The sequence below is a fragment of the Mesorhizobium sp. M0047 genome (genome assembly GCF_040323315.1).
In the GTDB taxonomy this organism is placed as follows: domain Bacteria; phylum Pseudomonadota; class Alphaproteobacteria; order Rhizobiales; family Rhizobiaceae; genus Mesorhizobium.
Genome location: NZ_JAMYUW010000064.1, coordinates 1 through 24,845, shown reverse-complemented (window position 1 = coordinate 24,845; position 24,845 = coordinate 1). Strand labels below are relative to the sequence as shown.

Annotated in this window: 17 protein-coding genes and 1 pseudogene; 2 read left to right on the top strand and 16 right to left on the bottom strand. The window is 58.0% G+C overall.

Features of this window, described 5'->3' with window-relative positions:
* From NKJ89_RS33725 to NKJ89_RS33710, 4 genes are all read right to left on the bottom strand, one after another.
* Positions 1-427, bottom strand: a 427-nt coding sequence (locus NKJ89_RS33725; protein WP_352608782.1) for an electron transfer flavoprotein subunit beta/FixA family protein, incomplete at its 3' end; no start/stop codon positions are given.
* Positions 428-513: 86 nt separating this feature from the next.
* Entirely contained in the window at positions 514-2,928 is a 2,415-nt protein-coding gene (locus NKJ89_RS33720) for an FAD-dependent oxidoreductase (RefSeq protein WP_352608781.1), read from the bottom strand.
* Positions 2,929-2,972: 44 nt separating this feature from the next.
* On the bottom strand, positions 2,973-4,355 hold the full coding sequence (locus NKJ89_RS33715; RefSeq protein WP_352608779.1) for an aspartate aminotransferase family protein: 1,383 nt from the start codon (positions 4,353-4,355) through the stop codon (positions 2,973-2,975).
* Positions 4,356-4,357: 2 nt separating this feature from the next.
* The gene (locus NKJ89_RS33710) at positions 4,358-5,830 is read right to left on the bottom strand and encodes an NAD-dependent succinate-semialdehyde dehydrogenase (protein ID WP_352608778.1); all 1,473 of its coding nucleotides are present in this window, start codon (positions 5,828-5,830) and stop codon (positions 4,358-4,360) included.
* Between the two features lie 255 nt (positions 5,831-6,085).
* Here NKJ89_RS33710 and NKJ89_RS33705 point away from each other — a divergent pair, with 255 nt between their 5' ends.
* Entirely contained in the window at positions 6,086-6,757 is a 672-nt protein-coding gene (locus tag NKJ89_RS33705; protein ID WP_352608777.1) for a GntR family transcriptional regulator, read from the top strand.
* A 40-nt stretch (positions 6,758-6,797) separates the two neighbouring features.
* Here NKJ89_RS33705 and NKJ89_RS33700 read toward each other — a convergent pair whose 3' ends face one another.
* The 9 genes from NKJ89_RS33700 to NKJ89_RS33660 form a co-directional block, all read right to left on the bottom strand.
* Positions 6,798-8,459 carry an ABC transporter ATP-binding protein gene (locus tag NKJ89_RS33700; RefSeq protein ID WP_352608776.1) on the bottom strand — a complete coding sequence of 554 codons (1,662 nt, stop codon included), beginning with the start codon at positions 8,457-8,459 and terminating at the stop codon, positions 6,798-6,800.
* Complete coding sequence (locus tag NKJ89_RS33695; protein ID WP_352608775.1) at positions 8,459-9,280, bottom strand: ABC transporter permease; 822 nt, start codon at positions 9,278-9,280, stop codon at positions 8,459-8,461. The genes NKJ89_RS33700 and NKJ89_RS33695 overlap by 1 nt, the downstream gene beginning before the upstream one ends.
* A gap of 12 nt (positions 9,281-9,292) precedes the next feature.
* Positions 9,293-10,276, bottom strand: coding sequence for an ABC transporter permease (locus NKJ89_RS33690; RefSeq protein WP_352608774.1), 984 nt, complete (start codon positions 10,274-10,276; stop codon positions 9,293-9,295).
* Between the two features lie 202 nt (positions 10,277-10,478).
* The gene (locus NKJ89_RS33685) at positions 10,479-12,068 is read right to left on the bottom strand and encodes an ABC transporter substrate-binding protein (RefSeq protein WP_352608773.1); all 1,590 of its coding nucleotides are present in this window, start codon (positions 12,066-12,068) and stop codon (positions 10,479-10,481) included.
* 80 nt (positions 12,069-12,148) lie between these two features.
* Entirely contained in the window at positions 12,149-14,599 is a 2,451-nt protein-coding gene (locus tag NKJ89_RS33680) for a GcvT family protein (RefSeq protein ID WP_352608772.1), read from the bottom strand.
* A gap of 419 nt (positions 14,600-15,018) precedes the next feature.
* Positions 15,019-16,359, bottom strand: a complete 1,341-nt coding sequence (locus tag NKJ89_RS33675) for an ISNCY family transposase (RefSeq protein ID WP_352608771.1) — start codon at positions 16,357-16,359, stop codon at positions 15,019-15,021.
* A 143-nt stretch (positions 16,360-16,502) separates the two neighbouring features.
* Entirely contained in the window at positions 16,503-17,438 is a 936-nt protein-coding gene (locus NKJ89_RS33670) for a 2-hydroxyacid dehydrogenase (protein WP_352608770.1), read from the bottom strand.
* 18 nt (positions 17,439-17,456) lie between these two features.
* Positions 17,457-18,599 (bottom strand): alpha-hydroxy acid oxidase, encoded by a 1,143-nt coding sequence (locus NKJ89_RS33665; protein ID WP_352608769.1) that lies wholly within the window; start codon positions 18,597-18,599, stop codon positions 17,457-17,459.
* A gap of 323 nt (positions 18,600-18,922) precedes the next feature.
* Positions 18,923-20,020 carry an IS1595 family transposase gene (locus NKJ89_RS33660; protein WP_352608768.1) on the bottom strand — a complete coding sequence of 366 codons (1,098 nt, stop codon included), beginning with the start codon at positions 20,018-20,020 and terminating at the stop codon, positions 18,923-18,925.
* A gap of 125 nt (positions 20,021-20,145) precedes the next feature.
* On the opposite strand from NKJ89_RS33660, the pseudogene NKJ89_RS33655 reads away from it, so the two are divergent.
* Positions 20,146-20,387: pseudogene (locus tag NKJ89_RS33655) on the top strand (transposase); the annotation flags it as partial.
* 27 nt (positions 20,388-20,414) lie between these two features.
* On the opposite strand, the gene NKJ89_RS33650 reads toward NKJ89_RS33655, so the two are convergent.
* The 3 genes from NKJ89_RS33650 to NKJ89_RS33640 form a co-directional block, all read right to left on the bottom strand.
* A complete protein-coding gene (locus NKJ89_RS33650; RefSeq protein WP_352608767.1) occupies positions 20,415-21,521 on the bottom strand; it encodes a DUF2817 domain-containing protein in 1,107 nt (368 codons plus the stop codon).
* A gap of 227 nt (positions 21,522-21,748) precedes the next feature.
* Positions 21,749-22,909, bottom strand: a complete 1,161-nt coding sequence (locus NKJ89_RS33645; RefSeq protein WP_352608766.1) for a M24 family metallopeptidase — start codon at positions 22,907-22,909, stop codon at positions 21,749-21,751.
* A 565-nt stretch (positions 22,910-23,474) separates the two neighbouring features.
* Positions 23,475-24,458, bottom strand: coding sequence for an alpha/beta fold hydrolase (locus NKJ89_RS33640; protein ID WP_352608765.1), 984 nt, complete (start codon positions 24,456-24,458; stop codon positions 23,475-23,477).
* Positions 24,459-24,845 lie beyond the last annotated feature (387 nt).

Genomic DNA, 24,845 nt, shown 5'->3' with positions numbered 1-24,845 from the left:
CGAAGGTGCCCTGCGCCCAACCCAGCAGTGCCGCCAGCATCTGGCCGGTCTGGTTGGAATCGTCGTCGATCGCCTGCTTGCCGAGAATGACGAGGCCGGGCTGCTCGGCGTCGACGACGCCTTTCAGCACCTTGGCGACGCCGAGCGGCTCGGTTTGTTCATCGGTCTTGACCAGGATGGCTCGGTCGGCGCCCATGGCGAGCGCTGTACGCAGGGTTTCCTGCGCCTGCTGCGGGCCGATCGAGACGACGATGATCTCGTCGGCCTTGCCGGCTTCCTTGATCCGGATCGCTTCCTCGACCGCGATCTCGTCGAACGGGTTCATCGCCATCTTGACGTTGACCAGTTCCACCGCCGAGCCATCAGCCTTCACGCGCACCTTGACGTTCGCATCCACAACCCGCTTCACGGGCACAAGGATCTTCATGTTAGTCTCCGAATTGATAACCAAATTGGCCCTCTTGGCCGCAGTCGGGGGCGTATTGCCTACTCGTCACGGGATTTTCCTTGCTATCAACACTTCTGCCGATCACTCGTTGGATCCCAGACGGGCGCGGTCATCACGGAGAATTTTCGCCGAACTCCGAGGATCAGAAGTTCAAGGCCACGAGTGAACTCAGGCTGCGCAAAGACAAACGCCAGGCTTTTGCCGGTGTGGTGGCCGTAACCACCTGACGTACACACGCCCACAACCTGGTCACCATGCAGCAGGGGCTCGCCGCCTTGCACATCACAGTCCAACGCATCAACTTCACCGTAGATAATTTTTTCTTTGCAACCTGTAGACGCTTTGGTCTGGGTTGCATCGCGCCCGACAAAATCACCCTTAGTGGGCGCAAAAAAGTGGTCCGCCTGGGCCTCGATGAGCGTCAGTTCATTGGTAAGCTCGGTCCCGAAGCCGAGATATGCCTTTTCCATACGCAGCGAGCTGACGGCGGCAATGCCAAAGTCACGGATGCCATGCGTGAGACCCGCCGTCCAGATTGCGTCATATACGGTCTTCAGGTTCGCCATCGGGATATGCAGTTCCCAGCCAAGTTCACCTACGTAAGTCATCCGCAAAGCCCGGATTTTCACGTCCGCAACCACGATTTCCTGCGCCGTGAGCCAACTGAACGCCGCGTTATCCAGGTTTGTAGAGGTGACAGTCCGGAGGACCTCCCTGGACTTTGGCCCCGCGAGAAGCAGGACGCCATACTCGTCAGAGACATTCTGCACCGTAACGCCCTCGGGCCGCGACTGCGCCAGCAGCGCCAGAGTTTCAAGCTCCGCGCTAGCACCCGCGATAACATAAAACATATCGTCGCCGAGCTTGGTCACCGTCCATTCGCCCAAGATCCGCCCATTGGGCGACAGCGCGTAGGTCAGACGGATGCCGCCCACCTTCTTCGCCAGCTTGTTCGAGGTGATCCGGTCCAAGAACTCCGCGGAGCCAGACCCTGATACGACAAACTTCGCGAAGCTCGAAAAGTCCATGATCCCGACACGTTCACGAACCGCGCGGCATTCCTCCCCGATTAGATCGAAAATATTATTCCTTCGGAATTGGAGCCTCTCCGTCTGCCCGTCTTGCGAGAAGTACTTAGGACGCTCCCACCCAAACGATTCGGTATAAACCGCGCCCTTTGCGGCAAGGGTCTCATAGAGTGGCGTGACCCTGTTGGGCCGCCCTGCCGGATCTTCGCGCCCCGGTAGCGGTGGTTGAAACATGTGATGATAGTCGTCAAAACTTTTGGCCCGGCAATAGTCGCTGTCTGCATAGTCGCCGAAACGCCGAGGATCGAGGCCGCGCATATTGATGTCTGAATCACCGTGCACCATCAACTGTGCAAGATATTTCCCGCAACCTGGTCCTTGCGCAACAGCGCTGGACGAACCGCAACATTGCCAAAAGTTCGGAACCCCCACGACCGGGCCAACCAAGGGATTGCCATCCGGGCTGTGTGCGATCGCGCCATTGATAACCCGCTTGATCCCCGCCTCCGCGAAGATCGGCATTCTTTCCAAGGCTTTTTCGAGCCATGGGGCAATTCTGTCCAGATCGCCTTCGAACAGCTCGTTTTCGCTGCGCCAATCCGGAATGCCACCCGTTTGCGCCCAAGCTTCCTTGGAGCCTACATGCTCGTAAATGCCAATCAGGCCCGCGCGCTGCTCCTGCCGGTAATATCCGGCGGTGGCAGGATCACGCATGATCGGAAGTTCCCGGCTGGCGTTCTTGAACGCCTCAAGCGGGTCCGTGACCAAGTAGTGGTGTTCCATGTTAGTGATGGGAGTGCTGACGCCCACCCAGGCGCTAATCTCGGCGGCATAGCATCCACCGGCGTTGATCACATGCTCGCAGACGTAAACGTCATCCGCGGTCTGCACTTCAAACTCGCCCGACGGACGGCGCTTGATGTGCTTGACAAGGGTGTGGCGGCGGATCGTCACCCCCAGATTTCGCGCGCCTTGCGCCATGGCATTGGTCGCACTGGCCGGGTCGACGTGGCCGTCCAACGGGGTGTAAGCCCCGGCGATAATGCCATCTAAGTTAAGCCAAGGGTTCAGTTCTGAAATTCGCTTTGGATCGATGATTTCGATCGGAAAGCCTATGGTTTTCCCATAGCCGGCAACGTGATTGAACCAATCCACCTCCTCAGGGGTGGTGGCGATGCGAATGCCTCCACAGGCGTGCCATCCGGCAGGCTGCCCCGTAAGCTGCTCCAGTTGCGGGTACAACACCGTCGAGTAGTGATTGACCTTTGCCATTGTGTAATTGCCGACAAAGTTCGGGCACTGCCCCGCCGCATGCCAGGTAGACCCGCCGGTTAACTCGCCTTTTTCGAGGAGGATAACGTCGGTCCATCCTTCGCAAGCAAGGTGATAGGCGATTGAAACGCCCATCACCCCACCGCCAACAACAACGACTTTGTGTGCAATCGATGCCATATATGTTCTCATTCTGCGATTCTGATTGAACCGGGGTTATTGCTCTAAGCTATTGAATAGCTTCGTATTTCTCCAGAGGTTCTTTCGATGACACGCCTGAGCTTGGCCAACAGGTCGTTCACCTGGCTTTCCGATATGATCAGCGGCGGGCACAAAGCGATGGTGTCGCCGATCCCGCGGAAGATCACCCCTTCCTCATGCCCTATGCGTGTCGCGATGGTGCCGACGACGCCGGGGCTGGAAAATGGCCGCTTGGTCGCCTTGTCAGCCACCAGCTCGACTGCAGCGAGCAGACCGACACCGCGAACGTCTCCCACGAACGGCAGCTCTGAAAACGCTCTGAGGCCACCTTGGAATTGGGGCTCCAGACGCTCTGCATTCCCAATAAGGCCGTCACCCTCGATCACATTGAGGTTCGCCAAGGCTGCGGCTGTGGCAACAGGGTGGCCGGAACCCGTGAAACCATGGCCGAACGTCCCGATAGTGTTCGAATTATCCGCGATCGCCTCATACAGGCTCTCGCTGAACAGTACAGCAGCCAGAGGCACGTAGCTGGAGGTGATTTGCTTGGAGAGCGTGACGATGTCGGGCCGGAATCCAAACTTGTTGAAGCCAAAGGGAGCGCCAAGGCGGCCGAATCCGGTAATGACTTCGTCCGCGACCAGCAGGATGTCATATTTCCTACAAAGAGCTTCAATGCCCTGCCAGTAGCCGTCTGGCGGCGGAAGAACGCCCCCTGCCCCCATGACGGGCTCGCCTATGAAGGCCGCAATCGTTTCAGGTCCTTCCCTGAGAATTGTGTCCTCGGTCTCAGCCAGCAGGCGCGCCGTAAATGCAGCCTCGGTTTCTCCGGGACGCCCGAACCGATAAAAATGCGGACAGGAGAGGTGAATGACGGGAATCGCCGGCAGGTCAAAGTCGCGATGATTGTTAGGTAGCCCTGTCAGACTTCCCGATGCCACGGTGGTGCCGTGATACCCCTTCTGGCGGGCGAGAAACTTCTTCTTCTCTGGTCGGCCGCGCGCGTTGTTGGTATACCAGACAAGCTTGACGATGGTATCGTTGGCCTCGGAGCCGGAATTGGTATAGAAAACTCGCGTCAGATTTGCATCGTCTGCCATCTCTAGCAGTTTTTCGGATAGCTTTATCGACGGCTCATGCGACTTTCCTGCAAATATATGATAGTATGGGAGCTTCTCGAATTGCTTTCTGGCTGCATCAATAACTCGCTTTTCGCTAAAGCCTACTGCAACTGACCACAGCCCGGCCAACGCCTCAATATATTGCTTACCGGACGTATCGTAGACATAGATTCCCTCTCCTCTCTCGATGATGGTGGGGCCGTCTTTTTCGAGCATACGAGCGTTTGTGTAGGGGTGGAGAGAAGTCGCAACGTCGCTTGCGACCAAAGAATTCGAGATCTTCATCGTCAGCCTTTATCAGTCTTTAGCGTGATCATGATGTACTTGGTATCGAGATATTCCTCGATGCCTTGGTAGGAACCTTCTTTCCCGATCCCGCTCTCTTTAAAGCCGCCAAATGGGGCGACCTCGTTGGAAATGGCCCCCTCGTTGACGCCGACGATGCCCGTGTCGAGTGCGTCGGAGACCCGCAACGCCCGGCTGAGGTCATTCGTGAAAATGTAAGAAGCCAGGCCATAGTCGGTGTCGTTGGCCGCCTCGATCGCCTCAGCTTCGGTGCTGAACTCGAAGATCGGTACGACGGGTCCGAAGGTTTCCTCGTGAGCAAGTTCCATCGAGGCTTGCGCGTTCGCAAGAATGGTCGGCTCGTAGAACCGCCCGCCGAGGTGATGAGCCTTTCCGCCGGCGACGATCGTCGCGCCCTTGGCGCAGGCGTCCCTGACATGCCGAGCAACCTTGGCCACCGCAGCGTCATTGATAAGCGGGCCGATGGTTACGCTTCGATCGGTTCCGGGGCCCACTCGAAGCGCTTCCACCTCTGCCTTGAGCGCCTTCGTGAAAGGCCCGCAGATCTCCTTTTGTACATAAACGCGGTTGGCAGAGACACAAGTCTGCCCGCCATTTCGAAATTTTGAGGCCATGCACGCGCGGACCGCGACGTCGATGTCAGCGTCGTCAAACACGATCATCGGAGCGTTGCCGCCCAGCTCCAGCGAAACGCGTTTCACGGTCTTGGCAGCCTGTTCCATCAAAAGCTTGCCGACGCGCGTTGAACCGGTGAAACTGAGCTTACGAACTGTCGGACTGGCCATCAGCGCCCGACCAATTTCGCCGGGCATGCCGGTTACAACGTTCAGGACACCGTCCGGCAGGCCGGCCTGCTGAGCCAGGCGGGCCAGCGCCAGGGCAGAAAACGGCGTCAATTCCGACGGCTTGACCACCACCGTACAGCCGGCCGCCAAAGCTGCGGCCGCCTTCCGATGGAAAAGTGCGGACGGAAAGTTCCACGGGATTATAAGGGCGCAGACCCCAACCGGCTGCTTCTGGACAAGAATCTTCTGCCCTGCTCTCGGCGCCGGAATGATGTCCCCATAGGTGCGCTTGCCTTCTTCGGCAAACCATTCGACAAACTTTGCGCCGTAGGAAATCTCTGAAAGAGCTTCACTATGGGGCTTGCCTTGTTCGCTGGTGAGGATTTCCGCCAGCAACTCCTGGTGTTCCAGAATCAGGGCGTGCCATTTCTTCAGAACGGCCGCGCGTTCGCTCGCTGCAAGCTTGCCCCAATGGGAAAGCGCACTCTTGGCGGCCTCGATCGCCTGGTTGGTTTCATCAAAGCCAAGCGCAGGAACAGTTCCAACGGTTTCACCCGTTGCTGGGTTGGTAACATCGATTGTGTTCCCGTCGACGGCCGAAATCCACTTGCCGCCAACAAAGGCGTAGGGCTCCGTGAACGCGAGTTGAGTTTTCGCCTGGATATTCAAAACAGCACCCTTGGGTCCCTCGGCGTCTGGCAGGGGAGATGGGAGAAGATCCCTTGCCCAGTTTTGTATTGTGTTATAACACTAAACGACATTAGAAAGCCGTGTCAATGGTCCATTCGGCAACCGCCTAAATGTTCCCAGGCACGCGCTGCGATCTCAAGACAGAGGCAAATGCACAAGCTATCGGTGCACCTTTTTTAATGTGATAAGGTTTCAGGTAGCTTGGAGACCCTGCATATTAGGAGCCCGCGAGAAATGACCCTTATGGAAGACAGTGGGCTGGGTGACTTTGAGCCCCTCGAGCGCGCGGCGCTCCATGAGCAAATTCTCGTCCGGTTGAAAACAATGATCATACTGGGTCGTTTTGCTCCAGGGCAGCGATTGCCGCTACGGTCACTAGCGGATTCGCTGGGCACCAGTCTGATGCCTGTCCGTGATGCATTGCAACGCCTTGAAAGTGTTGGGGTGCTACGGTCGAACGCTGCCCGAACGATGATCGTGCCAATCCTAACCCGGAAAGAACGGGATGACATCGCCAACGTGAGATCGATCCTTGAAAGCGAAACGGCCTCGCAAGCGGCGCTTCACAGGTCTCGGGACGATTTGAAGTTTCTGGAGGCGCAGTGCGAAGCGACCCAGACAGCCGCGGAGAGGAAGAGCATGGAGCTCTTTTTGGAGGCCAACTATAGCTTTCATCTTCGCATAGCGAAATGCAGCCTCATATCGTTTGCGAGTTCGATCCTCGAGCCGCTTTGGCTATTGACAGGACCAGTGATGAAATCGGAAATGCCCGATCAGCCCTACCTTGAGCGAGCCGTCGGTCTGCATTATGATGTGTTTAGGGCCATTGAGGCTCGAGACGCCGACGCTGCACGACTGGCAATGAGAAATGACGTTCTGGCCCGTCCGACATCGCCGCAGGCCTAAAGTCGGACAAACGGGATCAGGCTTAGTCTCTAGCCAAGCGTCAATTCAAAACAGATCTCGACTGACGAGCCGGACCAATCGCTTTCTCCAGCCAGCCGATTTCCATCTCGGGCACCGAGGACAGCAATAGGTCGGTATAGGCGTCGAAGGGAGGCGTCAGCACCTTGCTCTTGGAGCCATAGCGCACCACTTCGCCGCGATACATCACCGCGATCGAATCGGCGATCGACTTCACTGTCGCCAAGTCATGCGTAATGAGAAGATAGGCGACGTTCTCCGCCTGCTGCAGCTCGAGCAGCACCTTCAAAATGCCGTTCGCCACCAGCGGGTCGAGCGCGGAGGTGACTTCGTCGCAGATGATCAGCCTTGGCTCAGCCGCGAGCGAACGCGCGATGCACACGCGCTGTTTCTGGCCGCCCGAGAGCTCGGCCGGGTAGCGGTCTGCAAAGCCCTTGCCCATCTCGATCTTGTCGAGCAGTTCGGCAACGCGCTTGTCGCGCTCACGGCCATGCAGGCCGAAGTAAAATTCGAGCGGGCGGCCGATGATGTTTCCAACGGTCTGGCGCGGATTCATCGCCACGTCCGCCATTTGGTAGATCATCTGAAGCTGCTGCAAATCAGCTTTCGACCGGTCCGCCAGCCTGTTAGCCAATGACCGCCCGTCAAAAGTGATGCTGCCCTGTTCCGGCGGCAGAAGCCCGGTGATGGCGCGGGCCAGCGTCGACTTACCAGAGCCCGACTCGCCGACTACGGCCAGCGTCTGGCCAGGGAAGATGTCCAGGAAGACTTCCTTCAAAACCTTGACCGCGCCACCGCCATATGCGGCTGTCACGTTCTTGGCCGACAGCAACGGTTTCGTGCCGGGCTGCTGCTCCTGATGTTCGATCTCGTGCACGGAAACCAGCGCGCTCGTGTATTCTTTACGTGGCTCCTCAATGATCTGGCGCGTGCCACCCCATTCTACCAACCGGCCGTGGCGCAGGACCATGATCTCATCCGACACCTGCGCCACCACCGCGAGGTCGTGGGTGATGTAGAGCGCCGCCACATGGGTATCGCGGATCGCGTCCTTGATCGCCGCCAGTACGTCGATCTGTGTCGTCACGTCGAGCGCCGTGGTCGGCTCGTCAAAGACGATGAGGTCGGGTTCGGAACAAAGCGCCATGGCGGTCATGACACGTTGCAACTGACCTCCGGAGACCTGATGCGGGTAGCGTTCGCCGATCGTTTCCGGATTAGGCAGGCTGAGCTTCTTGAACAGGGCTATCGCGCGCTTCTCGGCCTCGATCTTCGTGGCCACCCCATGCAGCACGGTAGCCTCGACCACCTGGTCCATCAGCTTGTGCGCAGGGTTGAAGGCGGCGGCCGCCGATTGCGCAACATAGCAGACTTCCCGTCCGCGCAACGCCCGCACGCCTCTAGGGCCAGCTTTGAGTATGTCGCGGCCGTTGAGGATCACCTCGCCGCCAGTGATCCGTACCCCGCCACGGCCGAAGGCCATGGAGGAAAGGCCTATGGTCGATTTGCCGGCGCCGGATTCGCCGATCAGGCCCAGCACCTTTCCCTTAAGCAGGGTCAGGGTGACATCATCCACCAGCGTGATGGTCTTGGGCGGCTCGCCCGGTGGATAGACCGTCGCCTCGATCCGCAAGTTGCGGATGTCGAGTAGCGGGCCGGCGGCATGCTTGGATGTTTTCGCCATTAGCCGCGTCCTCCCTTGAAGCTTGCCGTGCGGTTCAACACCCAGTCGGCAACGAGATTGACCGAGATCGCGAGGACTGCGATCGCCGCCGCCGGAATCAGCGCGGCCGGAATGCCGAACACGATGCCGTCCTTGTTTTCCTTGACCATGCCGCCCCAGTCCGCATCTGGCGGCTGGACACCAAGTCCGAGAAAGGACAGCGCCGACAAGAACAGCACAGCGTAGATAAATCGCAATCCGAGTTCCGAGATCAGCGGCGACATCGCGTTGGGCAGAATCTCGCGGAAGATGATCCAAGCTTTGCCTTCGCCGCGCAGTTTGGCTGCCTCGACGAAGTCCATGACATTGATGTCGGCGGCCACCGCACGCGACAGACGATAGACGCGGGTCGAGTCCAACAAGCCCATGACCAGGATCAGCGTGACGGCAGTCGACGGCAGCACTGACAGTACGACGAGGCCGAATATGAGTGTTGGTATCGCCATCAGAAGATCGACGAAACGGGACATCACTGTGTCGAACCAGCCGCCGATGACAGCTGCCGAAAAACCAAGAATGGCGCCGAGCGAGAAAGACAGCGCGGTGGCGAGCCCCGCGATCAGGATGGTGATGCGGGCGCCGAAGATCATGCGCGCGAGCAGGTCGCGGCCAAGATTGTCGGTGCCCAGCAAATGATCCGCCGACCCCGGATCCCACACACCGCCGACGATCTCGCCATTGCCGAATGGCGCGATCATCGGCGCGAAGACCGCGCAGATCATAAACAACACGGTCAGGATGAGGCCGACCCACGCCGAGAGAGGGATGTGCTTCCAGTCCATCTCGCGCCCCCCTTACTTCGGATGCCTGAGCCGCGGATTGGCGACAATGGCGACAATGTCCGCGATGATATTGAGCGTGATGTAGACCGCGGCGAAGATCAGGCCGACCGCCTGCACAACCGGAACATCACGCTTGGCGACATGGTCCACCAGATATTGTCCCATGCCCGGATAGACGAAGATCACCTCCACCACGACGACGCCAACGATCAGGTAGGCGAGGTTAAGCATGACAACGTTCACGACCGGCGCGATGGCATTCGGAAAGGCGTGCTTGCGGATGATGTTGAAGGGCTTCAACCCCTTCAGCTCGGCGGTCTCGATATAGGCCGACTGCATCACGTTGAGGATCGCCGCCCGCGTCATACGCATCATGTGCGCCAGCACCACCAGCGTGAGCGCGGTGGCAGGCAGAACTACGGCCTGCAGTCTCTCGAGGAAGGATGTCGAGTCATCGACGGTCGAGATCGCCGGGAAAAGCGGTTCCTGCAAGACGAACCAGTCGAGGTGCGGCACGGCGAACAGGAACACCAAGACGTAGCTGATGAAAAACTCGGGAAATGAAGTTGAGGCGAGCGCCAGGCCGGAGATCGCCTTGTCGACCCCGCCGTTGCGATAGCGCACAGCGAGCAGGCCAAGCAGGATTGCCAGCGGTACAGCCACGGTGGCGGCGCACCCACCCAAGAACAGGGTGTTTTTTAGCCGAGGCCAAATCGAGGAGCCTATGTCCTGTCCGCTGGACAGTGCTGTGCCTAGATCGCCCGCCAAGACGCTGCCCAGCCACCTGATATAGCGAATATAAGCCGGATCGTTCAGGCCCATCGCCGCGCGCAAATTTTTCAGCGCTTCCGGCGTTGCAGACTGACCGAGGATCGATTGCGCCACGTCGCCCGGCAGGATTTGCGTCCCGACAAAGATCAGCACAGAAACCGCAAGCAGCAGCAAGATGCCCAGCACAATGCGCTGTGCAACGAGTTTCAGGATTGGCGACGACATAGGAGGCCTGTCATGTCTTAAGGCTAGAGATGGGGTGGCGAAAGCGAGAACGAGAACTCGCCTACTCCCGTTGCTGCTTGATGTTCCGTTGCCATGCACGCACAGCTATAGAGCAGCCGTAAGAGCTGATCCCAGGAAGCAGATTAAGGGAGATGCGGATTCCGGGGGGGGGGGAATCATCCCACCCCCGAGCCGTCACCTATCAATCAACAAACCAGCACTTATGCGCGGCGTAGCCATTCATAAGTTCCTGGTTTACATCGCCTGCCCAACCCCCGATGTTTTTTGCAATTCCGTCAACGAAGTCATTGAAGATTGGTACGATAGCCCCACCTTCGTCGCGCACCAGATAAAAAGCTTCAGAGTAGAGCGCTTTGCGCTTGGTCTGGTCCACCTCTCCCCTTGCAGCCTTGATAATTCCGTCGAACTTTGGATTGTTGAAATGGGTTTCGTTATAGTCCGATCCCACAATATAGGCGGTTGAATACATCTGGTCCTGGACAGCTCGCCCATTCCAATATGTCGCTACGAACGGTTTCTTGAGCCAGACATCAGACCAATAACCATCATTTGGCTCGCGGTGGATCTGCAGGGGGATGCCGGCGGCCTGTGCCGTCTGCTGGAACAGGGCCTCAGCGTCCATGGCGCCTGGGAAGGCAACATCCGCTCCAGCCAAGATGATGGGCGAGCCATCGTGGCCGGACTTTTTGTAGTGGAACTTGGCCTTGTCGGTGTCGAACTCCCGCTGGGGAATTGCAGTATCGTATAAGGGATATGTAGAATTGATCGGCGTATCGTTGCCGATTGAGCCATAGCCGAATATCACCTTTTCCAGGATTTCTTTGCGATTTATCGCGTACTTCAGGGCCAGTCTCAAATCATTGTTATCGAACGGTGCCTTGTCGCACATCATCGAGAAGGCATAGTGGCCACGGCCCGAAACGTTCTTCACGTTAATGTTCGTGGACGCCAGCAACTTCGCCACTTTAGGCGGGACACCACTCATCATGTGGATTTGCCCGGATCGCAGTGCGGAACTCCTAGCCGTTGCATCGTTAATAACAACCAGCTCAACGGTGTCAAAATGGCCGCGGCTATCGTCCCAATAATCGTCAAATTTGGCGAACTGATATCGGACGCCCGGTTCTGCCTTGACAAGCTTATAGGCCGAAGTGCCAATTCCCGCCGCAGGAGCGCTGACGCCTCCCTTCGGCTGGATCACCAGGTTGTAGGAGGTCATGAGGTAGGGGAAATCCGCCGTAGGGCTGCCGACTGTCACGGCGACCTCATCGCCCTTCGCCTCGACATTCGTGATGCCGCGCATGATGCCATAAGCGACTGACTTGGAGTTTTTGTCGATATGACGCTTCAACGTGGCGGCAACGTCGTCTGCCTGCAGAGCGGAGCCATCGTGGAATTTGACCCCTTTACGGATCTTGAAGGTCCACACGGTAGCATCGCTGTTGCTGGAGTATTCAGTCGCAAGACGGGGCTCGATCGAGTCCCCCTTGGGCGACACCTCCACCAACGGCTCGCCGAACATGTGACAGAGATGAAACGGAACCTGGCTGCCAGCCAGTGCTGGGTCGAGGGTATCCGTAGCCCCTCCCCCCGTGAGGCCAATCTTGAGCGCGCCGCCTTTGTTGGGGGTCGCAGCTCTTGCGCGTTGAGCAAAGAGACTATTCGCTGCGATACCACCCAGTCCAAGCGCCGACGCGCGTACCATGAAGGCACGCCGGTCAAGAGTAAGGGTGGCGAGCTGTGCTAGAAGGGCTTTTTCATTGTCAGACATAAGCATTTCCCCTTGTTGTTAATCTTGAACTCATGACAACAGAGCGCTGCCCGCGAGCCGCAAGCTGGCAGCGTCTTCAATCAGCTTCTGATCCGCTCATTCCTTGGGTCATACCAAGCGGAGAGCTGAAGCTCCGCAGGATATCGCTTCATAGCGACCTCAACCTCCCACTTGCCCGCAGCGAGAAAGTCGTTGGTCACTCCGCCAGGATTGGTGACATAGCCGAGGCCGAGCGAAGATCCGACGCGATGCCCATAGGCACCTGATGTGACCGAACCAACAATTTCGCCATTGAGCAGGATCGGCTCGTCGTGGTGAAGCATCGGAGTGGATTCGCCGCCGGGAAGCTTGATGTGCACCAGCCGGCGAGCGATCGGGCCTTTCTCTTTCTGTCTTAGAAGCGCTTCCTGGCCAATGAAGCCTCCCGGCTTCTTAATCGACACGGCAAAGCCCAGGCCACCTTCATACGGGGTATCTTCTTCGCCCACGTCGTGTCCCCAGTGGCGGTACCCCTTTTCCATTCGCAGCGAATTCAGTGCGAAGAAGCCGCCATGCGTCAGCCCGTAAGCACCACCAGCGCTGGCGATCGTGTCATAGACATGGGTCGCAAACTCCGTCTCCATATAGAGCTCGAAACCCAGCTCACCCACGAACGTGAGGCGGCTGGCACGAACGCGTGCGTATCCGAGATCGATTTCCCGGCTGGTGCCAAACGGAAAGCCGTTGTTTGAGAAATCGTCAGGCGAAATCTGCGCCAGCAAATCTCTTACCTTCGGACCCATCAGCGTGAACATTGCAACGCCGGAGGTAACATCGGTGATGGAAACACGAGCATCCGCAGGCACGTGTCTCTTCAACCAGGTGATGTCACGACGCTGCGTCGGGGTTCCGGTTATGATCCAGAACAGCTCCTTGCCCAAGCGCGTGATCGTGAGATCCGCCTCGATACCGCCCGCCTCGTTGAGCCACTGTGTATAGACGACCCTACCGACCTCGACGTCGCACTCGTTTGCCGAAACCAGGTTGAGGACACGAACGGCATCCGGTCCTTCGACACGAAACTTTGAAAAACACGAATGGTCGAAGAGCGTGACGTTCTCAGCCGTGTTCCGGCACTCTGCTGCAACGTTTTCGAACCAGCTTGGCCGATGATATGAGTACTCCAGCGGGTTTTCGTGACCCGTTTCGTTGAAAAACCCCGGCCGCTCCCATCCCGACTGTTCTGCCATCCACGCCCCTGCGGCAATCAGACGGTCGTGTATGGGTGACCTGCGAACGCCCCGAGCCGTGGCAAACTGCCTGCTCGGCCAATGCATGTCGAAGTTAAGGCCGAGGGATTCCACCGTACGATCTTCCAGGTACCGACGGTTGCGCTGGAAGCTATGGGTTCGCCGCACATCGACATCGTTCAGCTCGACAGGAGGGCGACCATCACGAATCCAAGCCGCCAGAGCCTTGCCGGCGCCGCCGGACGACAAGATCCCCAGTGAGTTAAATCCGGTCGCGCAAAATAGCCCTGGAACCTCGGGCGTCTCACCCAGCAGATATCGATTATCCGGCGTGAAGCTTTCCGGGCCATTGAAGAAGAGCTGTACACCCGTTTTTTCAAGCAGGGGAACGCGATGAGCTGCGGCTTCAAGGTGCGGCGCAATATGATCGAGATCCTGCGGCAGAGCGTCGAAGCAGAAGCTGTCCGAGATCCCTTTCTGGCCCCACGGCTTCGCGGCCGGCTCGAAGAACCCCACCAACAGCTTGCCGGCGTCTTCCTTGTAGTAGGTCCACTCGTCGGTCAGGAACAGCAAGGGGAGGTTTTTGGGGAGAGTGGGTATTGCTTCCGTCACAACATAAAAATGCTCTGCGGCATGGAGGGGGATTGTCACCCCGATGGACGCGGCAAGGTCACGCGACCACATCCCACCGCATATCACGACCACCCGAGCGTCGATTTTCCCCTGCGCTGTCAGGACGCCAGACGCTTTGCCGTTTTCAACCAGTATCTGCGTCACGGGCAAATTTTCGAAGAGCTTCGCCCCGGCCATACGGGCGCCCTTCGCATAGGCCATGGTCACATCCGCGGGATTGACCTGACCATCCTGCGGGAACCAAAAACCGCCCACGATCCCCTGCTGATTGATGTCAGGCCAGCGTTCGGCGATTTCACCTGGCGTGACCGCCTCGACCGGCAGACCGAAATTCCGCCCCATCGACGCACCGCGGGCAAGCTCTTCATACCGCGCCGCCGTCGTGGCGACACGCAATGCGCCGTTCCGACGAAATCCTGTTGCCTGCCCCGTCTCACTCTCAATACGGCCGAACAGCTCTCCGGTGTACCGCGCAAATTCGGTCATGCGGCGCGTCGACCGCAGCTGTGTCACCAAGCCCGCCGCGTGCCAGGTTGTACCGGATGTGAGTTGCTTCCTCTCGCACAGTACGACGTCGGTGATCCCGATTTTGCTGAGGTGGTAGGCCACGGAGCAGCCCGCGATCCCTCCCCCGACAATCACCACATCTGCTTTCGAAGGTACTTGCATGCGAGATCCTACTGGCTTGAACGTGGCCCGATAGCCATTTTGAAACTGGCTAGCAAAATGGTCTAGTGTTATAACACTATACAAAGTTTTGCATTTTTGTTTGTCAGTGTCAACGCTGGTGTCTTTCGGTTGTTGAGCACCGCAAACAAGGTGGCTGAAAGAATGCGAGGGTTGGTCAATCGACCGGCCATAAGGCTGTGGCTCAGGCGTTGCGCTTGGCGGTCAGGTGTGGGCATGCGGCTTGACGACTAGTCTAGTTTCCGTCCATAAACGCACGTATTCTGGTTTGTTTACAATCACTTGTCCTTAACTGGAACGCCTTTGAGCGTCATGGACAGGATCAAGGGCTGGCTATCGAGCAGAAAAGCGCTGCGCGGCCGGCTCTGGCCGGTGCGACGCAATTCCAATAGCGGCCGGCATCAGGTCGGCTTGAGGCGCGTGAAGACGACGAGATTGTAAGCCACGACCGAGGACCAGACGTAGCTCTTGAAGTGATCAAGGCCGCGCCAGGTGCAACGCGCCAAGCCGTAAGCGCGCTTGAGGCATGAGATGTCGGCCTCGATGCCGGCACGGAAGTTGCGCAGCTTGCGATAGACCCAATTGCTTCGCACCATGTCCTCGATCCTGAGGCCGGCTTTCTTGTGGAATGCCATGTCGCGGACGCCCAAGGTCTTCGCTGTAACCAGATTGTCGCGACTGGCAAAGCCGCCGTCGGCCGCCGCCTGCCGCGGCGCGTGACCATAGAAGGCGATGTGGCGTTCCAGCATCGGCAGCAATCGATCGCTGTCGCGCGGATTGCCCGCCTCGATCACCAGATCGAGGATCATGCCGCTCCTGCCGGTGGTCAGGTTGAGCTTGTGGCCGTATTCGGTGTCGCGGCTGCCTTTGACGATGATATCGGCATGGGGCTCGAACAGGCTGACCAGCTTGTCGCTGGCCGGCACCAACTCGCCGGCCAACACCCGCCGCTCACTCTGTGTGATGATGCGTTCGATCAGCGGCCGATAGTGACAGACCTGGGCCTGCCAGAGTTCGACGAGTGGGTTGACCGCCACGGCCAATTGCGCTGTCGCCTGCCGCAGATAGGCCAAGGTGGCGTGGGTGATCCCGATCAGTTCGTGGTAGAGCAGAACACGATTGGGTCGACCGCGTGTGAACTGGATCTTGCGGGCGCGCTTCTTGGCCGCGCGGCAGTGATCGTGCCATTCCAAGCCGGCGCCGCCGGCCAAGGCATCAGCCTGCTTCAATAGGCGCACCATGACCCGGACGGCGTCCCACAACAGACTGCTGTCGCTCGGCTCGTGCATGAGTGCTGAGGTCACAGTGCTGTCCAGCCGCACGACACCGCCATCTTCCAGTTTTGCCTGTCGGGCATTCGACAGCAGCACCCGATTGATCTGCTCCCAGGTCTCGGGCCGGATCGCGCTGATCGTCTTTTGCAGCACCGACTTCTGCGGGCTCCAGGACCACGGCAGCCGCGCAAAGGCTCGAAATGACGCTGAATCCTCAAGATGGAAGGCCAGCTCCTGATAGGTCAACTGCCGGTATTGCTTGAGAAGCGCGCAACGTAAGACCGCTTCGGCAGGTAGGCCTTGCCGTCCGGTGGCCTTGACGCCACGTCGACCCAGATCTCGCACCACCAGACCAAGCAGATCGTGGTGCTCGTCCAGCCACTGCGACATCGCCTTCAGTTCGTGGCCGATCTCGTGCGTGGCAAAAAGATCGAATATACTGGCTTGGACGGTGCGTTCTTGGCGCATTGTCGGCTCCGGCGGTTGCAGATTGTGCTTTGGAATCAGTGGCATGAAACCAAAGTGTACCTGAAACCGCCGGCCTTGCCTGCGCAAAGCCACGATTTAGGCAATAACATCAACAGTTTGACCTTTGTGGACGGAAACTAAGTCTAGTAGCCGAGGGTTCTGTCGATGACGGGACCGAGATCTCCGCTTCGCTCATAAGCGGCCATTTGCCGAAGCATCGCGGGTACCAAATGGTTGGGATCTGACATGCCGGCGGCGTGAGGCGTCACGACGAGATTGGGCAATCCCCAAAGCGGACTGCGCGCGGGTAGCGGCTCTTCCTCAAAAACATCGAGCGTAGCTTGCTGAATCGTCCCATCAGTCAGCGCCTTCAGGATATCCGGCTCGCGCTGCAGCTTCCCCCGTCCCGCATTGATCAAGACGGGGCCAGGGTAGGCAGGCAACCTCCGTAACCGACTAAGCAATTCGTAGTTGATGATACCTTCCGTTTCCGGTGTAAGCGGCAGGAGGATCACCAAAATGTCGGTATCGTTCAGGAATGGCGTTAGGTCGGCATCACCGTGGTAGCTCGTAATGCCATCCACCTGCTGCGAAGTCCGCGACCAGCCGTTAATCCTGAACCCGAGATGTTTCAGGGCCAAGCCCGCAGAGCGCCCCAATTGTCCAAGACCCATAATGCCGACCGAGACTTCTTGTGCTGGCCGCTGAGGCTTCTCGGACCAGAGTCCGGCTCGTTGCTGTTCCCGATACAACGCACCTTGTCGATGGTGGTCCAGGACGCGCCATACAACATACTCCGTCACATGCTGAGTCAGATTTTCGGACACAACCTTTACAATCGGCACGTCGGGCAGTTGCGGGTCCGACAGAATATGGTCAACTCCCGCACCAACCGAAAATATAACCTCCAAGTTAGGCAGTTTTGCGAGCGTTCCGTGCTCTGGCTTCCAAACTACCGCATATTTTATTTCTTGTGCCGACTGTTGGTCGACATTCATCACGACATCGTGCTCTAGAGATAATCCCCTGAGCCAGTCATCAGCCTCAATATCTCCGACAGAGAGAAGAACTTTACCCATTCTTATTCGCTCCTAACGCTAATTGCAGCTTTCCAGTATACTTTGATCAATCTGGTCGCACTGAGTGATGCCACACAAACCCATAGTGATATCCATCTCTCTCTTAATGATATCGAGAACAGACATGACGCCCGCGCGCCCTGCCCATCCCAGCCCGTACAGATACGGCCTTCCGATGTAGACCCCCCTGGCGCCAAGCGCCAACGCACGCAGGACATCCTGGCCAGAGCGTATGCCACCATCAAGATGAACCTCGACATGCGGTCCCACGGCATCGACGATCCGCGGAAGCATGGAAATAGACGATCTGGCCCCGTCCAACTGGCGGCCGCCGTGATTGGACACAATCACCGCATCTGCGCCATGATCCACGGCCGCCTTCGCATCGTCTGAATCCAAAATACCCTTGACTATAAGCGGCCCGCCCCAACGCTCTTTGATCCATTCCACATCCGACCACTGAAGGCGCTCGTCGAACTGCTCGTTCACCCAAGCGTTCAGGGTGGCCAAATCGTTCACACCCTTGGCATGTCCGTATACGTTACGAAACGTGTGGCGTGGGGTGCCGGCCATGCGCATACACCATCCGGGCCGCGCCGCCATTTGAACCAAATGCTTAAGCGTCAGCTTAGGCGGCGAACTAAGATCGTTCCGAATGTCCTTATGGCGCTGGCCGACGATCTGCAGGTCCACAGTCAGCACCAGCGCCGAGCATTTTGCAGCCTTGGCCCGGTCGATGAGAGATTGAACAAAGTCTCGGTCGGTCATAACGTAAAGTTGGAACCAGAATGGCTTGGTTCGCACAGACGCCACATCCTCTATTGAGCAGATGCTCATCGTGGACAGTGTGAAGGGTATCCCAAATGCTTCGGCCGCCTCAGCGACCCGCATCTCGCCGTCGGGCCAGTGCATCCCACAAGATCCCGTTGGGGCAATGGCCACCGGCATCGTCACTGGCGCGCCCATCATAATAGAGGCTTGGGAGCGTGCCGAGATGTCTCGCATGACCCTTTGGCGAAAGTGTATTGCTGCGAAATCCGCCTCGTTGGCGCGATACGTCCCTTCCGTATAAGCACCACTGTCGACATAGTCGAAAAACAGCTTCGGGACTCTGCTGCGAGCCAGCGCTTTCACATCATCAATCGTTAAAGGCCTGTTCATTCACCCGAACCCGAGTCCATCAACCTCAGGAGGCAGGCCGCTAAGACACCTGCGGCCCCTCTCCGGAACACCACCGCATCTGCTTTCAACGGCCCTTGGCCGCTTGTTGCGATGGGCTCGTCACAAATCGGCTAAACGCCGGCGACTTTGCTGAAAAGCTCCAGTGTTATAACACTAGACAAAAGTGGCATTTCGAGTGAAATCTGTCAACACGGCACAGCTGCTTGGGTTTTCACCAACGCGGAGCGCGAAATGGACGGTTGGGTGATCTACCCGAACAAGGGGTCAGAACAAGAACTGCTCGAAATCATACGCGGCCTTTATCAACCAAAGACAGCCACAGCTGATTTGATGATAATGCCGCCATCCGGGCTTCGGCGCATCTGACGACCCGTCGCGGCGCGGAAAACGTTTGGCAGTTGCAGTGCAGGCGGCACGCGTGACCAGAGAGTCCGCATGATTTCCCGGCCGTGCCGAGTTTTCCGAACGGCATTCCCCGTGACCATGCGCTGGCACCAGCGAAAGCCTATTTCATGGAAATAGAGGTCGGCATGCTGCGGGCTGATATGATGAAAGACGCCGGCGATGGTACGGCGGACGCGGGAGTTGAAACCCTCCACCGAATTGACGTGGACGGTGTCGCGAACGTATTCACCGCCGGAGTGCTTCACGGTCTCGTGCTTGGCAAAGCTCTCACCAATGGCCATGAATGCTTTCCACTCGTCACTCATCAAATGAGTTCCCGATTCGATCTGCGCTTCAATGACGCGTTCGCTTGCTCGCGCCGAGAGGCCGGTCACGACCGCGGCACGCGCGTCACCAGCCAGAGTGCCAGGTGTGTCATCGGTCGGCCGCTGCACCATTACCATGACTGGCGTTTTGTCCGTATTCGCCTCGCCTTTCCGGCCGCGACCTGGAGGCAGGTTGTCGGGATTCTTTCTGGGCCTTCCACCGAGATGGAAATGGTCGATCTCCACCGTGCCAGCGAGCATGTTCTCCTGCGCCACCATGAGACGCAGTGCATGTCCCATCCGCCATGCCGTTGGCTGGCTCACCCCGAGCGCCTCGGCCAGGCGCACCGACGACAAGCCCTTGTCGGATTGCAGTAACAGCCACATGGCCTTCAGCCAAACACGCAAGGGAAGCTTCGTGGAGTGCAGAGGCGTGTGCGTCGTCACCGTGAACTGGAACCGGCAATCGCCGCTGGAGCATTGGTAAAGACCCGGTCGGGCGCGCCGCTTGCCGGTATCGCGGCCGGCTATCGCGATCGAGCGTTTGTAACCACAGGCGGGGCAAATTCTCCCATCCGGCCACACCATGCTTTCCAGCAGCCGGCGACAATGCTCCTCATCACGGAACGCCACGACCATCTCTTCAGTGGTCCGAATATTGGAAAGCGCTGCCAGCACCGTTTCAGGCATTCTCATCTCCTTCCGATCATGCCCGAAGAATCGCATGGAAGGCCATATATTGCAAGGATATTGCTGTCTTTGGTTGATAACGGCGGCGTATGATTTCGAGCAGCTCTTGTTCTGACCCCTAAAAGGGGGCGGATGCCCAGCGCCGGTCTCACGGCGGATGAGCACCAAGATACACGCCGCGGGCGATGCGCTAGGCAACCCGGTCCGCCTGATCGCAACGCCCGGCCAGCGCAACGACACCACCTGTGCGCACGACCTCATCGACGGGTTCAAAACCAGCGCCACCGTTGCCGACAAGGGCTTTGACGCCAACCACCCCACTGAACAATCCGTGCACCAAAGCCGCGTCACCCCAGAGAGTCGGCAATACGGAGCTAACGCCAAAACTCTACAGTCAATCCTCAGCCAGACCCAACGCCGCGATGGCCTGTCGGTTCACCAAGCTGGACCGCCCAAGGACCATCTCCTTCCAATCGTGCCCTTGAGGATAGTAGTGCAATTTCGCGGAAGTTCGTATCTGACGGCCAAGGTCCATATCCGCCTCCTCGGGACGACACCTAAACAGGCAATGATCTTGCCGCAGCACTTTGAGCCCTTGGTTGACATCATAGGTCCCGAATTCCAGCGCCACATAGGTATGTCGATCGCCCAGGATTCGCTCCCAATATGAATCCTGGGTACCCAGTATGAGGACCGAAGACGATGTTCCTAAATCGGAACAAGTTACGGAAGGACCAAAGATCTTCGCCGCGCGTTCATAGCCACCAAGGCCAGACGGATGTTCGCACTGCAACTCACCATACCCATACGGCCCCAACCCGGTATGGTAGTCTATAATAATTACATTATTTCGCCGCTCGATTTCGTAATCTGATGCGATGGACTCCAGGATACGACGCGCTTCAACGGCTCCTCGGCCGCCAAAAAACAAGCCATCTGGCCTCGTATACTGACCGCTGGAAACCGCCGCAATATATTCGTGATATCCGCGCCTCACTCGATATGCGGCGAGTTGCGCATCCGCGACAGTGAACGCCTCATCCATGAACTCCGGTGGCACAAGACAGTCGGCTAGCACTTCGTAGCCCGGATTTTGTGGTAATGGTTGGTCAAAATCAACGAAATTTCTATTCAAATCGCAACCCTCCACTGTCACTCTGCGGTCCCAAGCAAATCCGTAAGGATTTAGGGCGTGAATGCAAAGTACTGCGGTTGAAGGTGGCAGATGTGCGGATGTCCACTCGCTCATAAATTGAAGTTGACATGCCGATCCACAATATCCCTCGACGCCATGTGTCGCAGATATCAGCACCAGAAGGTTATCGGCCGCGGAGGGACCTAGATAGGCAACATCTGTGAAGAGGTTTTCGCCCGTGGGGCCTAGCGCCCTGTGTCCGTACGCCCTTGTGGCGGGTGACGCCGCCACGAATTTTCCCCTAGCTTCCCGATAGGATTCGGAAAACAGCAATGGGACCAGCTGCGCGGGACAATTTAGAAGCATTGCGACTCCCTAAGCTGCGCATCAATCCGTTCGCGGGTCGGATTGATCTCATGTGGTGTGGAACCTGGGCTCGCAGATGCTCCCCAGAAGGCGAACGCAGCCATAATTACGGTCTAAAAATACCCCCGCCAACAAGGCGGGTTGCCGACGATAGAGATAGGCAGGTTGAATAAGATTGTTGATCTCCACCGGATCTGTCGTTGTCCCTCTCCCGTCGCCCACGGAGCTCATGCTCTATAAAGGACACTCGAGGACTTGCCCAAGCTTTCGGCGCCGCGTTCGTTGACGATCACAGTATCGCTACACCCAATCTGGTACCCCTGTTCATCAAACAGAATAATCGGCATGTGAAAGGTCATCCCCGTTTCGATGACCTGCGATGCGTCAGGCTCCAAGCTCAGGTTACCGCGCTCTGACCAATTGATACCCATTTGATAGCCGGTCCGATGGCGAAAGGCGTCCTGTCGACCCGCACGGGCAAGTACCGAGCGCGCGGCGGCATCGACCTCCCCTGTCGTCACGCCCGGCTTGAGCGCCCCAATTGCAGCCCCCAGCGCCTCTTCCGCAAACTTGTGAAGTGATTCAGCCGACGAATTCCTACCCAGCACCGCGCTCCGACACAAGGCGGCTGCATACGCGTGCCTTGTGCCGCCGATTTCGATAAACGCGGCATCGTTATTCGTGAGGGGATGCTTTCGAGCAGTACCATGTGGCAGCCGGAGTCGACTCCCGAATAACAGCGAGTACGCTGGCGCGAGCACCCCGCCCGCCTCTCGCACTTCGGCAACGATGGCCTGGAATACTTCCTCCTCGGTCACGTTTTCCCGCAGGCTCCGTTGAAACGTCGTGACAGCCAATTCGGTTGTGACCATGGCCTCCCGCATCAATTTAATTTCCAGGTCGCTCTTTACAGCTGCAATTGTTGGAACGAGGTGCGTTGCATCGACGATGTTTACGTCTGGCAATTCGGCTCTAAGAGCGAAGACATCCCTTGGAGCGAGATTCCAGCAGCCAAGCTCCAGGCCGATCCGCCTCCCCTGGAGGCCGAGCTTGCGAAGCACATTGGCGCAGACTTTTGCAAACTCTCCCTCTTGGGCATACTCGACGACCTCGCCAACGCAGCTCTCCGCGCGAACGGCCTCGACATCGAACTTGCGAGCAACAAAGATGGGGGCTTGTCCTGCGACCAGAATCAGGGGAAACGGCGCAAAATATCCGCCTGTTCCAGGATACCCGCTGAGGTAGTAGAGGTGCCCGTGTGCTGTAACGAGAAGCGCGTCAAGTTGCTCACGCTCCATCGCTTCAAAAACCTTTCTGTGACGGCCATCATATTCCGCTTTTGCGAACGGGGGGGCAGTGAACGGGATCTGAGGGGGTGTGTTGGCCATCTGCTTTGCCTTTCCGATGATTTCGGGATTGTCGTTCCGTGGATGGGTGTCGTTTGTCGCAAGGAGTTAGGGAACCCAACGGTTCAAGCGAGCTATGCAGAGCGGTGATGTTATGGGAGGCGCCCAACAGCCCCCCATGCAGGACAAAGCTCTGCTCGGGCACAGTTCCTTCGAAATATCAATTGCGAACGTGGCCGCTCCCTTTACCAACGCCCTAGCCCGGTCGCTCGACGGACAGCATGGTTATGGTCACCTGTACTTTCCCTTCCCGATCTATCTCGGCTCCTATGGTTCCTATGACGCCCTGGCCCAACGTCTTGAGCCGCAGCATCGCCTCGACCGCCTCGGGTGCCCTCGCTCGACAACGTGAACTGGGGAGCACCTCAACACATCTACGTCCATCTGGACCCGCGCACTGGAGGAGTGTTCAGATTCCCAAGACGTTTTCCGGAGATTCATGGCCGCGCGGCAACCCGGCGTCGCGGTAGATAGATAGCCAGGCGTCGACCCCGCTGCTATTGGCGAGTTGAATGCGACGCCTGTTCAACCCGACCGCGCCGTTATGTCACGCCATGGTCAGCCATGCCAAAACATGCGGCATGAGCTTGTCGAGGGCATGCCCGATGTGGGGGTATAGTTCCAAGCTGGCATTCGGAATCTGGGATTTCATCCATTTGGGATGTCGCGGTGAGACCGCGACGTCTTCGAGGCCGTGAAAAAACCGTGTTGGCGCCTTTATCGATCCTAATTCGAAACCCCACGGCGCGCACCACGAAAGCACATCATCGACGTAGGCGTCCTCTTGTGGATAGGGGTTCACTGGCAGAGCCAGTTGTTGCGTAATCTTCTCGCTCACCGGGTCCGGCGCCGCACTGCTCCGGCTCTGCAAGGAAAACTCAAGCGCAGAATAATCATTTTCCGGGCTTCGGGGGGGGCCGGCGATTACGTTCCTGTAAAATTCACGAGCCGCCTTTTCGCCTTTTCGAGCCGCCTCGATCTCTGCCCGAAAGAGAGGGGCCGAACCGTCCACGAAATCAAAGCCTCCTGGACCGAAGCTCGGGCCGACTCCGCCATAAGACGCTGCCCTTGAAATGCGCCGGGGCAGGAGTGCCGCGGTGGCGAGTGCGGACGGTCCACCACCGGAGGTGCCGAATACTCCTGCGACATCGACCGACAGATGATCGAGAATAGCCTCCACGATCGGCGCGATGTCGCCGACTTTGCGACCGGGCTGTGGGCTCGATCCCCCATAGCCCGGCCGGTCAAAGGCGATGAGTCGGCAAAAGAGAGGGGCGAAGCTCACGTACCGCGCGATATAGCCAATTCCCCCACCCCCCGACTGTATCGGAACTCCTACGGTACCGTGGCAGCCAATTACCGCTGGAACGTCGGGCGGCCCTACTTCATAGGCGCGGACGGAGTGGCCGCCGGACATTTCGATGTTGAAGACGCGCGGCGTGAGCCACTTGTCAATGCGTGACAGCTCCTCATTGAATTCTGCAGCCCTCGGAGTGCCAGCCCGGAAAATCGCATCATCCCGCTCGGTCATGTATGTTGTCTCCCCGCACGTCCGTGGAATTGGCTGACCATCAAGCCGCGCCGCTCCCCACGCAGCCCGTGATGGCGCTCGCCGAAACCAGCTTCGTGCAGTGTCGCTTCCCACTTGAAACACACGAACTGTTCTCCCCTCCTTTGCCGAGATCCCCACGATGGGTAGAAAATCAGAGTCGGCTCACCGAATGCCTCGTTCTTAGACGCTGGTGGTTCCGTATATTGCTATCTTATCGGTAGGAGCGAACTGCGCCCGTTCCAGTACGAAGGGCCGGGTGGCGCCTGGATCGAAGGGTCACGGAATCGGCAGTCCGCCGGGCACGAATTCAGTTCCCTTTCGAAAGGGCTGGGCTCGCAAGGCGCTGTATTCAGGCGCGGGTGCTTG